The following is a 12458-nucleotide window of genomic DNA, read 5'->3' as shown; positions in this document are numbered from 1 at the left end:
CTTCGCTCAACATAAGTGTTCATTTTGAACACTATAAACTCGTGAGCCGATAGACTCAACACATGGCGGGAAAAAATTCGCGTGCCTCGAACCGGGAGACCCATGAGGTCGACCAGGCTCTGTTCACAGCTCCGGGATCTGCTGCGGTCACTCGGCTCTCGGCCGTCGATACTGTCCGAGCTCGAGTTCTCCTGTCGATCGAGCATGCGCTGCTGGCGCCGGGAAGCAAGCTGCCCCGCACTGAGCTCATCGCCGGGGGCCTCGAGGTCAGCCACATCACCGCACGCCGTGCCTTGGAGAGCCTGGTCGACGACGGTGTCCTGGTGCGCCGTCGCGGGCGCGGGGGCGGAACCTTCGTCGCCGACGAACCACCGGCGCTCAATGACTCCTCAGTCACGGCCTATCGGGCCGACGAGCAGTCGATTCTCCGGCTCATCGATCAGCGCAGCCTGATGGAGAGCGCGATTGTCGTTGCGGCCGCACAGCGCGCGACGGCGGCGCAGTGCGATGAACTCGACGATCTCATTCTGCAGTCGAAGAACGCCGCCGATTGGCACGAGCACCACATCCCCGACACTCGCTTCCACCGCTTGTGCGCCGAGATCAGCGGCCTTCCGGAAGTGCCCACCTATCTCGCCTGCTATGAGGCACTGACCAAGTATTTCGTTCCCTATCCGCAGGACCAGCTCGATGAGGGCCGCGACCATCATGCTCGGCTCGTGGCCGCCTTTCGCGCCCACGACCCGATGGCGGCCGTCGACATCGCGCGCATTCACGTAGACGCACTGCGTCGAGAGATGTTCGTCGGCCTCGGCCACTGACTATGAAGGTGAGGTGACCCCTGTGAGGGACTCGGGCTATTGGACACTCATCCACACCGAACGCGCACGCCTGGTGAGTCTCCTTGACGGCCTCACCGCAGCACAGTGGCGGGCACTGTCGCTGTGTTCTGACTGGACCATCGAGCAGGTGGTTGCTCATCTCAGCGCCGCTGCGAACACCGGCAGATGGGCGTGGGTTCGCAGCATCGTCGCCGCCGGATTCAACGCGGCCAAGCACAACGCTCGCCTGCTCTCGCAATACCAGGGCCGCACCCCAGAAGAGACTCTCAGCATCTTCCACGACTCGATCACCGCCACGATCGCTCCGACGAAGGACTATCCGGCATTCCTCGGCGAAGTGATTGTCCACGGCCAGGACATCGCTTCGCCGCTAGGCCAGACTCTCCTCCCTGATGAGAAGGCGCTTTGCGAGGTCGCTCGCTTTTTCGCGACAAAGGACTTCGCGGTCAACAGCAAGACCCTCGTTAAGGGTCTGTCGCTTGAAGCCGACGACGTCGACTTCAGAATTGGCAGCGGGCCGTTGGTCGCAGGGAAGCTTCTCGATCTGGTGATGGCTCTAGCTGGACGACCCACCTTCGCCGCCGCCCTGCGTGGGGAAGGTGCCGACGAGCTGCGCCATCGCATGTCCTGATCCTCCCGCCAGGTGCGGGGAGCTTGAGCATGCGTCGATCACGCGGCAGTGACGATGCCGATCGTGACAAGGACGAAGCCGATGAGCTGCGTTGACGCCCGAACGATCTGAGAGGCATCCCAGCGTCTGCGCATCGCGATGAACCCCTCGGGCGCGGTCTCTTCGGTGATGCGGCTGGTGCGGAGATTGATCGGAACATTGCCGATGATCGTGACGATGAGCGCAATGCTGAGGCTGATGGCCGCGACGACAAGCCATGCCGATGGGTCATTGATCGCGACGATGATGCCGAGGACGGTTGCCACTGTCATTCCGATGGGCATGACTCGTCCGAAGGTTCTCAGCAGCCCCTTCTCAAACGTCAGCTGGTCGTCTTTTTCCAGTCTGCGGATCACCGGGTGGACGAGGGTCGCCGAGCCGAACTCTGCCGAACCGACGAATCCGATGACCAGGATGGCTGCGATTTCGATGATGTCCACGATATCTCCTCATGGGTAGTGGAACTATCTGTAATAGATAGTAGTAGTATCTGTATTGAACGTGCAATACCTCGAAGGAGATTCGTATGGCGGAAGCGACTGAGATGCGCATGGCCGAGTTGGCGCGACGTTCGGAGCTGAGCGTGGCCACGATCAAGTACTACCTGCGCGAGGGGCTGCTGCAGCAGGGGCGGCGAACGAGCGTGAATCAGGCTGTCTACGGCGATGACCACCTGTCGCGGCTCCGGCTGATTCGTGCGCTGACCACCGTGGCCGGACTCCCGCTGTCTAAGGTCCGCGATGTGGTGGAGGCCGTGACTGGGGAGTCATCAGTCCTTGATGCCATGGCCGTGACCCAGGATGTGCTTCTCGGAGACTCCGCACCGAAGGCGGTCGAAGCCGCACCGGTCTTAGACCGCGTGATCGCAGAACGCGGATGGCTCTGTGAACCGGCATCGCCTGCCTATCAGGCGGCAGTGAGCGCAGTCGATGAGCTGCACGCCGAGGATCTCACCGCGATTCTTGATCGCTTGGGAGACTATGCTCAGGCTGCGGAAATGGTCGGTCGATCCGATCTCGAGGCCATCGGCGCTGCCCAGCACGTCGAGGAGAAGATCCGACGGGTCGTGTTGGGCAGTGTGCTTCGCCGGCCCTTACTCGATGCGCTGGTGCTCCTCGCTCAGCAGCACTTCGCCCAACAGTACGCCGTGCAGAGTCTCAATCGGTCGAAACCGGACTGAGAGGCTTCGCATCGTAGGTGAGCCAGTGAGTCTTCGTCGCCACCTTGTCATAGAGGATCTGTGCCTGATCATTGTCGTCCGCGGTGATCCAGCGGACGACCGAACGTCCCTCGGCCGCAGCGATCTCCTGGAGACGGGCGATGAGCGCGCGTCCGGAACCTGTGCCGCGAGCCTCGGGATCGGTGAAGAGGTCATCGAGCCAGAGACCGCCCGTCCCAGTCGATGGGCGCGAGAATCTCCGGAAATCTGCGATTGCGACGATACGACCATCCGCCTCGGCGACCAAGCCCTGGCTTTCGTGCTCGGCATCCATGAGCCAACTCCACACCCGGGAGACGACCTCCTCGGACTCCGGCAGGTGATAGAACTCGCGGTAGCCGCGGAAGAGCTCACGCCAGCGAGTCTCGTCTGTCGGTTCAACAGGGCGAACGGAAGTGGTCGACGAATCTGCCATGGCTGTCCGAACCTTTCCTCATGGATCTTCGGGGTGATTGGATCTGCGGGGTGACATGTGAGCAATGCAAAGCGACATGTATTGCAAGAATATGCGACAAAGCCCCTGGCCGGGAAGATATTTTCCCAGCCAGGGGCCGATTTCCGTTCTGTACGCGAGGGGGGACTTGAACCCCCACGTCCGCAGACACTGGAACCTAAATCCAGCGCGTCTACCAATTCCGCCACTCGCGCGCGACGCCCTCAAGATTAGCAGGGTGAGGGCGCGTTGCTGAAAACGGTCAGGCGACGCTGCCGATCATGAGTCGCTGCCGGTCAGGCCGCGTCGATTCCCAGTGCCTTGCGCACACGAGCAACGTGACCGGTGGCCTTGACGTTGTACTGCGCCAGTTCCACAGCGCCGTCGGCATCGATGACGAGCGTGGAGCGGATGACGCCCTGGACGACCTTGCCGTAGTTCTTCTTCTCCCCGAAAGCACCCCAGGCTTCCATCATGGTCTTGTCGGGGTCGGAGAGGAGGTCGAAGTTCAGGCTCTCCTTCTCAGCGAACTTCTTCAGCTTCTCCGGCTTGTCAGGCGAGATGCCCAGGACGACCAGCCCGGCAGCGGAGAGCGCCGAGAGCGAATCACGGAAGTCGCAGGCCTCGGTCGTGCAGCCGGGAGTCATGGCAGCTGGGTAGAAGTAGACGACGACCCGCTGCCCCTTGAACTCGCTGAGGGTCACCGACTTCCCGTCCTGATTGCTCAGAGTGAAATCCGGGGCGGTGTCGCCGACTGACAGACGTGGCATAGTGTCTCCTCTTCTCGTTCTCAACTTCTCAGAAGTTCTCAGTTCAGTACCCACTCTAGTCCGAGACCCCGACACGGTTCAGCCTCACTCGATTCGAGCGAAGACCTCGCCGACGGCCACCATGTCACCGACCTTCGAGAGCTGTTTCAGTCTTCCGGCGCTGGGCGCCTGCACTCGGGTCTCCATCTTCATCGCCGACAGCACAGCGACATCGTCCCCCTCGGCCACCTCGGCGCCGTCGGCGATGAGATAGTCGACGAGGTTACCGGGCACCGGAGCACTGACACCACCGGTCTCCGTGGCGCCACCTTCAGAGCCAGTTCCACCAGCACCACCATCGCCAGCACTGGTAGCCCCGCCACCGGCGCTGCCCAATGCGGCCAGCAGTGCACTCGGCAGGCCGAGGCTGGAGAGCTTGCCGTCGATTTCGATGGTCACACGCGTCAGCGAAGACTCGGACGCCGGCGCAGGCCGAGGCTGTGTCGTCAGCCGGGGGAGGAGCTCGGATTCGATCCACTGCGTATGAATGCCGAGCTCATCACCCGTGAACGCAGGATCGGTCAATATCGCCAAGGAACACGGAAGCACAGTCGCAACGCCGTCGACCCGCAGCTCCTTCGCCGCGGTCACTGTGCGCGCGATCGCGGAGGCACGGTCAGGGCCGTGGACGATGAGTTTGGCGAACAGCGAATCGAAGGCCGGCTGCACCATGTCACCGGCCCGGACTCCCGCATCCCAGCGCACGCCGGGACCGCCCGGGGCGTTGAGCACATCGATGCGGCCCGGAGTCGGCAGGAAGCCACGTCCCGGGTCTTCGGCGTTGATGCGCAGCTCGATGGCATGCCCCCGTGGCTCGGGCGTCGCCGACATCGACAGGCCTTGGCCGAAGGCGATGCGGAACTGTTCGGCGACGAGATCGACGCCGGAGACCGCCTCGGTGACGGGATGTTCGACCTGGAGTCGGGTGTTGACCTCGAGGAAGGTCATCGTGGCATCGGCGGCGAGGAGGAACTCGACGGTGCCCGCACCCCTATAGTTCACCTCGGCGCAGATGGCCTCGGCCGAACGGTGCAGGCGCTCACGCTGATCGGCGCTGAGTCCGGGAGCAGGTGCCTCTTCGATGAGTTTCTGATTGCGGCGCTGGGCCGAACAATCGCGATCGCCGACGGCCACGACACGTCCCTGACCATCGCCGACGATCTGGACCTCGACATGGCGGGGGCGCTCGAGGAACTTCTCGACGAAGCATTCGGAGCGTCCGAAGGCCTCCACCGCTTCACGGGTCGCCGATTCGAAGGCTCCGGCAACCTCGGCGAGGTCGTGGACGATCTTCATTCCGCGCCCGCCTCCACCGTGGGCTGCCTTGATGATGATCGGCAGACCGTGTTCGGCGGCGAAGGCCTCAACCTCGCCGGCGTCCTTGAGTGGTCGATCGATGCCCGGGGCCAGCGGGGCGCCGACCTTCTGCGCCAGTTGGCGAGCGGTGACCTTGTCGCCGAGTGCCGTGATGGTGTCCGCGGTGGGTCCAATCCAGATGAGGCCGGCGTCTTCGACTGCGGCGGCGAAGTCGGCGTTTTCGGACAGGAAGCCATAGCCGGGGTGGACGGCATCGGCGCCCGACTTCTTTGCTGCGGCGATGATCGCGCCGATGTTGAGGTAGGTCTCGGCCGCATTGGTCCCCGGCAGGGAGTAGGCCTCATCGGCCATCTGCGTGTGCATGGCTTCGAGGTCCTGGTCGGCGTAGACGGCGACCGAGGTGTGGCCGTAGTGGGCGCAGGCGCGGATGACGCGGACGGCGATTTCGCCGCGGTTGGCAATGAGGATCTTCGGCATGATTCAGTGTCCGTTCTGCGGTGAATGGCGGGTGTGGTCTGTGGTGGTGGCATCGTCGGCCACCGGAGATTTCTCGGTGACGAAGCGGATCATGACGCCGGGTGCCAGCTGTGCCGCGAGGTCCGTGTCGTCGACGCTGGCGATGATCGGGTAGCCGCCGGTCAGCGGGTGGTCGGGTCCGAAGAGCACCGGCTGACCGTTGGGTGGGACCTGCAGGGCCCCGGTCACAGCACCCTCGCTGGGCAGTTCCCCAGTGCGGGCGCGTTCGAGTGGGATCTCACCGGCCAGTCTGAGTCCGACCCGATCGGATTCGTGGGTGACCGTCCAGACCTGTCCCAGCAGGGTCTGCAGGCCGGTGGAGGTGAACCAGTCATCGCGGGGTCCCAGGGTCACCGACAGCTCGATCGTCTCTCCCGGTGCGGGAAGGTTCCGCTGACCGTCTGCACTGCGGATGGGATCGACGAGGTGGGGCGCCGACTCGGGTCGCCCCAAGCTGATCGTGGTGCCCGGCTCCACATGTGCAGGGCCGAGGCCGGCAAGGGTATCGGCCGAGGCGCTGCCCAGGGCAGTCTCGGCCTCAATGCCGCCGCGGAAGGCGATATAGGCACGGGTCCCGCGCTCGGTGCTGCCGAGTTCGAGTTCGTCTCCGTCGTCGACTGCGAAGGCCTCGCCGAGGTGGTGCCGGAACACGGCACCGTCGGCAGAGGTCACGGTGATCGAGGCTCTCGCCCCGGTCACAGCGGCCACACCGGCACCGGTGATGGCCAGTTTCACCCCACCGCCGAAGCTCTCCAGCCCGGCCGCGGACTCGGCATTGCCGACGAGACGGTTGGCAGTCTGCAGTGCACTGCGGTCGGCGGCGCCTGCGCTCGAGACGCCCATGGCCGCGAATCCGGGACGCCCGAGGTCCTGGATGAGCAGCTGCAGTCCGGGACGGATGACCGTGCAGGAATGCGCCGAGGCGGCTGCGTCCGGCTGCGACAATGACACCGGCGGTACGGGCGCCTCCTGCTGCGAAGACGTGGCGGATTCCGCGCTCGCCTCAGCGACTGTCACCGACTCCCGCTCAGCCTCCCGGAACTTCACGATCGTTCCGGGCACGAACAGGGCCGGGGGTTCCCGGTCGAGGTCCCACAGTGTGGCATCGGTGCGGCCGATGAGCTGCCAGCCGCCTGGGGAGGCGCGAGGGTAGACGCCGGTGAATTCCCCGGCCAGGGCCACCGCGCCCACGGGCACGCGGGTGCGCGGAGAGGATCGACGCGGAACGTCGAAGATCGGGTCGTCACCGGCGAGGTAGCCGAACCCGGGGGCGAAACCGGAGAAGGCGACCTGCCAGGTGGCGCGCTGATGCCGGGTCACCACCTCGGCGGGGGACAGGGAGAGGAGATCGGCCACCTCGGCGAGATCCTCACCGTCGTAGTGGACATCGATCGTGACCTCACGGGCCTCACTCGAATCCGTGCCCGTGTGTTCGAGCCCGTGGATGGCATCGGTGAGCACCGGCGCCGAGGTGCGGGTCGGGTTGAACCTGACCAGGACCGTCCGTGCAGCCGGGATCAGTTCCTCGACGCCCTCGAGCGCGGCCGCCTCCAGAGCACGATGTAAGTGCATAGTGGCCGCGAGGTCCGGGCATTCGACGAGGAGATGACGGCGGGAGGCGGTGTGGAATTCGAGGGTGTCGATCATTGGCGGTAGTTGCCTTCCGGCGCGTCGGTGATGAACATCCGGCCCGGTGAGTGCGTGATCGCGAATGGTGGGGCCGAGGCTTGGATGGCGACCTGGGGAGTGACTCCGCAGGCCCAGAACACGGGAATGTCGCCGTCCTCGATCATCGGCGCGTCGCCGAAGTCGGGGGCAGAGAGGTCGGCGATGCCGATCTGCTCGGGTTCTCCGATGTGGACGGGGCCACCGTGGACGGCGGGGAAACGGTCGGTGATGCGCACCGCCTCGGCGACCTGTCGGGCGGGAATGGGACGCATGGACACGACCATGTTTCCGCTGACGCGGCCGGCGGGACTGCAGGCGATCGATGTGGAGTACATCGGCACGTTGCGCCCGGCCTCTTGGTGGCGGATCGGAATGCCTGCCTCCAGCAGCCCGGTCTCGAAGGTGAAGCTGCACCCGATGAGGAAGGATACGAGGTCGGGGTGCTGTGCCCAGGCCGTGGTGGCGTCGGCGACCTCGTCGAGGAGTTCACCGTTCTCCCACAGGCGGTAGCGGGGAATGTCGGTGCGCAGATCGCTGCCCGGGGCCAGCGCGGATTCGACCTGACCAGGCTCAAGGACGTCGATGACCGGGCACGGCTTCGGGTTGCGCTGGGCGAAGAGGAGCATGTCGAAGGCCCAGTCGGCGGGCACCGCAATGAGGTTGGCCTGGACGAGACCGGGAGCCAGACCCGAGGTGGGGTCCGTGGCACCGGCCCGAATGCGCTCGCGGGCCTGCGCCCCGGCTGCAGCGTCGAACTGACTCATCGACCGGCACCGGCGAAGGCCGCGATCCTCACATCCGAGGATTCGAGGAGCTCACGCGCAGTGCGGGCCATGTCGATGGAACCCTGGCTGTCGCCGTGGAAGCAGATGGACTGGGCGTCGACATCGACGAGGCTGCCGTCGATGGCCTCGACCTGACCGGTCTGGACGAGCCTGAGCACACGCGCGGCTACGGTCTGCGGGTCATGCAGCACAGCATTGGGTTCGGTGCGAGCCACCAGCGACCCGTCGGGGTTGTAGGAGCGATCGGCGAAGGCCTCGGCGGCAACTGTCAGTCCGGCCTCGGCGGCGACGCGGTTGGCCACGCTGCCGGCTAGCCCGAGGAAGACCAGGGACGGATCGACAGCCTTGACGGCGGCGACGACAACCTTGGCCTGAGCCTCGTCACGGACGATGGCGTTGTAGAGCCCGCCGTGAGGTTTGACGTAGGCGACGGAACCGCCGACAGCTGCGGTCAGCCCCAAGAGGGCACCGATCTGGTATTCGACCTGTGCCTGCAGGGTGGATGCGGGAACGTCGAGGGGGCGGCGCCCGAAGCCCTCGTAGTCGTCATAACCCGGGTGTGCCCCGATGACGACTCCGCCCTGCGTCGCCGCTGCCAGGGTCTCCCGGATGCCCTCGGGGCTGCCGGCATGGAAGCCGCAGGAGACGTTGGCGCTGGTGACCAGTTCCAGCATGGCCGCATCGTCGCTGACGACGCGGTCTGGGACGTTCTCCCCGAGGTCCGAGTTGAGGTCGATTGTCATGGTGTCATTGGCGTTCATTGTCATCCTCCGATTCCGATCATTGCGAAGATGGGGCCGACCGACTCGACAGCCGTGTACCACATCACCAGTGTTGCCGCGGTGCCGATGATGAGCAACCACAAGGGGTACTTGTCGACGCGCAGCAGGCGTGGTCTGAACCAGCCGATGTACATGAAGATCGTCAGACCGATCGGCAGGATGAGTCCGTTGAATCCGCCGACGAAGACGAGCAGTGTCGCCGGCGCAGTTCCGACGATGAGGTAGATGATGAGCGAGACGGTGATGAACGCGACCGTGGCCAGCTGCAGCGGCCACCCCTTCTCGAGACGTTTGGAGAAGGCAGATAAGAAGGTCGCCGAGGTGTAGGCCGCCCCGATCACCGAGCTCAGTGCCGCTGCCCAGAAGATGGCGCCGAAGATGCGCATGCCGGCGTCGCCGAGGACCGCGGCGAAGGCCTGACCGGCTGGATTCGCGACGTTGCTGCTGAGGTCGAGGGCCACGCCTGAGGCGACGACGCCGAGGATGGCCAAGAACAGGACATAGCGCATGACGCCGGTGACGAGGATGCCCATCAGTGCCGAGCGCATCACCGAAGGAGCGTGCTCTGGTCCGGTCTTGCCCGAGTCGAGATAGCGGTGGGCGCCTGAGTAGGTGATGTAGCCGCCGACGCTTCCGCCCACGATGGTCGTGATGGTGGCGAAGTTGATGGTGTCGGGCAGGAAGCTCTGCTTGATCGCCTCACCGACCGGTGGGTTGGAGACGATGGCGACGATGACGGTGAGGATGATCATTCCGACGCCGAGGACCATGACGACGGTGTCGACGACCTTGCCGGCGCGTTTGAACAGGAAGATACCGATGGCCAGTACGCCGGTGAGCAGCCCGCCGAGCTTCGGGTCGATGCCCAGGAGTGCGTTGAGGCCGAGGCCGCCGCCGGCGATGTTGCCGATGTTGAAGGCCAGTCCGCCGATGACGATGAGGATGGACAGGAGGATGCCCGTGCCCGGGATGGCGCTCGAGGCCAGCTGAGCCGCACGTTTGCCCGACGAGGTGATCATGCGCCAGACATTGAGCTGGATGGCGATGTCGATGAGGATCGAGATGAAGATGGCGAAGGCGAAGGCTGCGCCCATCTGCGCGGTGAATGTCGCCGTCTGGGTGATGAATCCGGGTCCGATGGCCGAGGTGGCCATGAGGAAGATCGCACCCAGAATGGCACTGCGACTGACCTTCACTGGTTGATTCGTAGCTGTATCTTGCGGCTGTGACATGGGATCTCCAAGTTGCCTGACGTCTGGTCTGCCTCTCTGCGCGATACGAGACCAGCCTCGCTGGTGGTCCGCATCACTATCGGTGAAGCGTTAGACAATCTAGCATGGATTGTTCAACAAGAATAGACTTGCATCACATTTTGGATCAAGAATTGTTCCCATGAATCTGGGCCATTTGTTGCCTCGGTCACTAGGATGGAACCGTGAACCACGAATCGTCCCTGGTCAATCAGCTCACCGACCGCCTCATCGCCGGCGAGCTGCCGCCCGGCGTCCGCCTGTCCGAAGCCGCCCTGGCAAAGGAGTTCGACGTCTCCCGCAACACTCTGCGCGAAGCCTTCCGCGTGCTGGGGGAGCAGGGGCTGGTCAATCACATCCCGCACCGCGGAGTCTCGGTGGCCTCACCGAACACCTCCGATGTCATCGACATCTACCGGGTGCGACGCCACATCGAATGCTCAGTGCTGGAGAACGCTCCGAAGAATCACCCGGGCGCCGAGGAGATGCGCCGGGCGGTGGAAGCCGCACAGACTGCCGCGGCCGCCGATGACTGGCTGCAGGTGGGAACGCTGAATATGTCGTTCCACAATGCTGTGGTCTCGCTGTCGGACAGCTCCCGGCTGATGCGCTCATTCGGCAATGTCCTGGCCGAGCTGCGACTGGCCTTCCTCAAGGTCGAGGTCCTCGACTTCCTCCATGCGCCGTTCGTCGAACGCAACCAAGAGGTCCTCGACGCCTATCTGCATGAGACCCCGAAGGAAGCGGCCGCGAAACTCGGCGCCTACCTCGGTGACTCCGAACGTCAGGTCCTCGGCGCCTACGCCCGCGCCGGTCAGGACTGAGCACCATGTTCTGAACGCGATGTTCTCAGCATGATGTTCTCAGCACAGGGCCCGCTGAGGCCCGACTGCTAGACTGGCAGAGACGTGTTTGTGCAAATTGCATACGCCCATGTCGGCTCAGGCCTGCATGTCTATCGGCAGATCAGGCAGTGGTCGGTCTGCAAGGAGTGCGCAATGAAGTATGCACCATATCTCTGTCCCGACTGCTACGGCCGTCTCATCGACACCGCCGCTTCTGCGGAGCCCGGTGACGGAGCAAATCTCAACCCCATGCTCGAGTGCGCAGACGGCTGCGGCGTTTCTGAGAATGCACTCAAGCCCTATAGGACACGAATGAATGGCAGGGCCCGCAGAGCAACCAGGACACCAGTCCGATCTGCGGCCAAGGCACCGGTTCGACGCCAACACTGACCGCCTGGCACCGACCCTGGTGCCAGCTACGGAAGACAAACAAGAAACCGCCGTTCGGATCATCCGAACGACGGTTTCTTTGCTGTGGTGCACCCCCCGGGACTTGAACCCGGAACCCACTGATTAAGAGTCAGTTGCTCTACCAATTGAGCTAGAGGTGCGAGCTGCGCTTGCCGCGCAACGAGAATTAATATTACTCAGGTTCCCAGGGTTCATGCAAACTGAGAACGGCCCTTTTCAGATTTTGTGAGGTAGCTCGCATACCTGCACGTCAGAGGTACATCCCGGACCTCGACTGCTCCGCTGGTTCTGAGATCGCGTGGACGTCGCGCTCACGCAGGAGAACGTACGCCGTCCCCTCCAGCTCCACCTCGGCGAGCTCCTCAGGATCATAGAGGACGGTGTCGCCGAGGTTGGCCTGCCTCACGTGGGGGCCGGCCGCGACGACCTTGCCCCACACGAGACGCTTGCCCATGCTGGCGGTCGCCGGGATGACGATCCCGGCCGAGGATTTGCGTTCCCCGGCCTCCTCACCCGGATCCACTAGGATCCGGTCATGCAGCATGCGGATGGGCAGAGCGGACTCAGCCACGCTTGCTGCGACCGGAGACACCCACGATCAGTGCGGCCACGCCGAGGACGACTCCGACACCGAGGGCGATCGCCTCGGGCTTGACCGAGCCGCTCTCCTCTTCGACGACGGAGTACTTCGCCTTGTTCGCGGCGCGAGTCGCAAGGACCTTCGGGTGGACACGGCCCACAAGTTCATCGATGTTGTCCGCGATGCGCTCTTCGCGCAGGCGAATCGATTCCGCCAGCTGGCTGGGTGACGCTGAGTCGACGGTCACATCTGAGGTGTAGACATTGTCAGTCATCGGGGCAGGTCCTCCGGGTCGAGAATACGTTCATGCACGTGACGGGGTGCCACGGTG

At 64.2% G+C, this 12458-nt stretch carries 14 protein-coding genes and 2 tRNA genes; 4 read left to right on the top strand and 12 right to left on the bottom strand.

Translation table 11 applies throughout. The features are described from left to right. Window positions 1–62 precede the first annotated feature (62 nt). Both LQ788_RS14120 and LQ788_RS14115 read left to right on the top strand, forming a co-directional pair. Window positions 63–821 (top strand): FadR/GntR family transcriptional regulator, encoded by a 759-nt coding sequence (locus LQ788_RS14120; RefSeq protein WP_231441982.1) that lies wholly within the window; start codon window positions 63–65, stop codon window positions 819–821. 13 nt (window positions 822–834) lie between these two features. Further along, window positions 835–1473 (top strand): maleylpyruvate isomerase family mycothiol-dependent enzyme, encoded by a 639-nt coding sequence (locus tag LQ788_RS14115; RefSeq protein WP_231441980.1) that lies wholly within the window; start codon window positions 835–837, stop codon window positions 1471–1473. Between the two features lie 38 nt (window positions 1474–1511). Here LQ788_RS14115 and LQ788_RS14110 read toward each other — a convergent pair whose 3' ends face one another. Beyond that, window positions 1512–1952, bottom strand: a complete 441-nt coding sequence (locus tag LQ788_RS14110; RefSeq protein WP_231441978.1) for a DUF1772 domain-containing protein — start codon at window positions 1950–1952, stop codon at window positions 1512–1514. Between the two features lie 86 nt (window positions 1953–2038). Here LQ788_RS14110 and LQ788_RS14105 point away from each other — a divergent pair, with 86 nt between their 5' ends. Next, complete coding sequence (locus LQ788_RS14105; RefSeq protein WP_231441976.1) at window positions 2039–2692, top strand: MerR family transcriptional regulator; 654 nt, start codon at window positions 2039–2041, stop codon at window positions 2690–2692. On the opposite strand, the gene LQ788_RS14100 is transcribed toward LQ788_RS14105, so the two are convergent. The 8 genes from LQ788_RS14100 to LQ788_RS14065 form a co-directional block, all read right to left on the bottom strand. Beyond that, window positions 2670–3146, bottom strand: coding sequence for a GNAT family N-acetyltransferase (locus LQ788_RS14100; RefSeq protein ID WP_231441975.1), 477 nt, complete (start codon window positions 3144–3146; stop codon window positions 2670–2672). The two genes, LQ788_RS14105 and LQ788_RS14100, sit on opposite strands and share 23 nt — an antisense overlap. 151 nt (window positions 3147–3297) lie before the next feature. Next, window positions 3298–3379: transfer RNA gene (locus tag LQ788_RS14095), tRNA-Leu, on the bottom strand. A gap of 81 nt (window positions 3380–3460) precedes the next feature. Continuing rightward, complete coding sequence (gene bcp / locus LQ788_RS14090; protein WP_231441973.1) at window positions 3461–3934, bottom strand: thioredoxin-dependent thiol peroxidase; 474 nt, start codon at window positions 3932–3934, stop codon at window positions 3461–3463. A gap of 84 nt (window positions 3935–4018) precedes the next feature. Next, complete coding sequence (locus tag LQ788_RS14085) at window positions 4019–5767, bottom strand: ATP-binding protein (RefSeq protein ID WP_231441971.1); 1749 nt, start codon at window positions 5765–5767, stop codon at window positions 4019–4021. Between the two features lie 3 nt (window positions 5768–5770). Then, window positions 5771–7453 (bottom strand): 5-oxoprolinase subunit B/C family protein, encoded by a 1683-nt coding sequence (locus tag LQ788_RS14080; RefSeq protein ID WP_231441968.1) that lies wholly within the window; start codon window positions 7451–7453, stop codon window positions 5771–5773. Next, window positions 7450–8238 (bottom strand): putative hydro-lyase, encoded by a 789-nt coding sequence (locus tag LQ788_RS14075; protein WP_231441966.1) that lies wholly within the window; start codon window positions 8236–8238, stop codon window positions 7450–7452. The genes LQ788_RS14080 and LQ788_RS14075 overlap by 4 nt, the downstream gene beginning before the upstream one ends. Then, on the bottom strand, window positions 8235–9020 hold the full coding sequence (locus LQ788_RS14070) for a LamB/YcsF family protein (RefSeq protein WP_231441964.1): 786 nt from the start codon (window positions 9018–9020) through the stop codon (window positions 8235–8237). The genes LQ788_RS14075 and LQ788_RS14070 overlap by 4 nt, the downstream gene beginning before the upstream one ends. 2 nt (window positions 9021–9022) lie before the next feature. Beyond that, window positions 9023–10273, bottom strand: coding sequence for an NRAMP family divalent metal transporter (locus tag LQ788_RS14065; protein WP_231441962.1), 1251 nt, complete (start codon window positions 10271–10273; stop codon window positions 9023–9025). A gap of 203 nt (window positions 10274–10476) precedes the next feature. Here LQ788_RS14065 and LQ788_RS14060 point away from each other — a divergent pair, with 203 nt between their 5' ends. Further along, complete coding sequence (locus LQ788_RS14060) at window positions 10477–11115, top strand: GntR family transcriptional regulator (RefSeq protein WP_231441960.1); 639 nt, start codon at window positions 10477–10479, stop codon at window positions 11113–11115. 496 nt (window positions 11116–11611) lie between these two features. On the opposite strand, the gene LQ788_RS14055 is transcribed toward LQ788_RS14060, so the two are convergent. The 3 genes from LQ788_RS14055 to LQ788_RS14045 form a co-directional block, all read right to left on the bottom strand. After that, window positions 11612–11687: transfer RNA gene (locus LQ788_RS14055), tRNA-Lys, on the bottom strand. 110 nt (window positions 11688–11797) lie between these two features. Continuing rightward, complete coding sequence (locus LQ788_RS14050; protein WP_096161198.1) at window positions 11798–12118, bottom strand: GroES family chaperonin; 321 nt, start codon at window positions 12116–12118, stop codon at window positions 11798–11800. Continuing rightward, entirely contained in the window at window positions 12111–12401 is a 291-nt protein-coding gene (locus LQ788_RS14045; RefSeq protein ID WP_231441958.1) for a DUF3618 domain-containing protein, read from the bottom strand. The genes LQ788_RS14050 and LQ788_RS14045 overlap by 8 nt, the downstream gene beginning before the upstream one ends. Window positions 12402–12458 lie beyond the last annotated feature (57 nt).

This window comes from Brevibacterium zhoupengii (assembly GCF_021117425.1).
GTDB lineage: Bacteria > Actinomycetota > Actinomycetes > Actinomycetales > Brevibacteriaceae > Brevibacterium > Brevibacterium zhoupengii.
Note: the sequence above shows the minus strand (reverse complement) of the source record. Positions and strands in the feature narration are given on the sequence as shown.

Bases quoted from the DNA above. Each gene is read 5' to 3' on its own strand.
- LQ788_RS14105 (WP_231441976.1), top strand. From the start codon at position 2,039: ATGGCGGAAGCGACTGAGATGCGCATGGCCGAGTTGGCGCGACGTTCG.
- LQ788_RS14070 (WP_231441964.1), bottom strand. From the start codon at position 9,020: ATGAACGCCAATGACACCATGACAATCGACCTCAACTCGGACCTCGGG.
- LQ788_RS14075 (WP_231441966.1), bottom strand. From the start codon at position 8,238: ATGAGTCAGTTCGACGCTGCAGCCGGGGCGCAGGCCCGCGAGCGCATT.
- LQ788_RS14085 (WP_231441971.1), bottom strand. From the start codon at position 5,767: ATGCCGAAGATCCTCATTGCCAACCGCGGCGAAATCGCCGTCCGCGTC.
- LQ788_RS14065 (WP_231441962.1), bottom strand. From the start codon at position 10,273: ATGTCACAGCCGCAAGATACAGCTACGAATCAACCAGTGAAGGTCAGT.
- LQ788_RS14045 (WP_231441958.1), bottom strand. From the start codon at position 12,401: ATGACTGACAATGTCTACACCTCAGATGTGACCGTCGACTCAGCGTCA.
- LQ788_RS14120 (WP_231441982.1), top strand. From the start codon at position 63: ATGGCGGGAAAAAATTCGCGTGCCTCGAACCGGGAGACCCATGAGGTC.
- bcp (WP_231441973.1), bottom strand. From the start codon at position 3,934: ATGCCACGTCTGTCAGTCGGCGACACCGCCCCGGATTTCACTCTGAGC.
- LQ788_RS14100 (WP_231441975.1), bottom strand. From the start codon at position 3,146: ATGGCAGATTCGTCGACCACTTCCGTTCGCCCTGTTGAACCGACAGAC.
- LQ788_RS14080 (WP_231441968.1), bottom strand. From the start codon at position 7,453: ATGATCGACACCCTCGAATTCCACACCGCCTCCCGCCGTCATCTCCTC.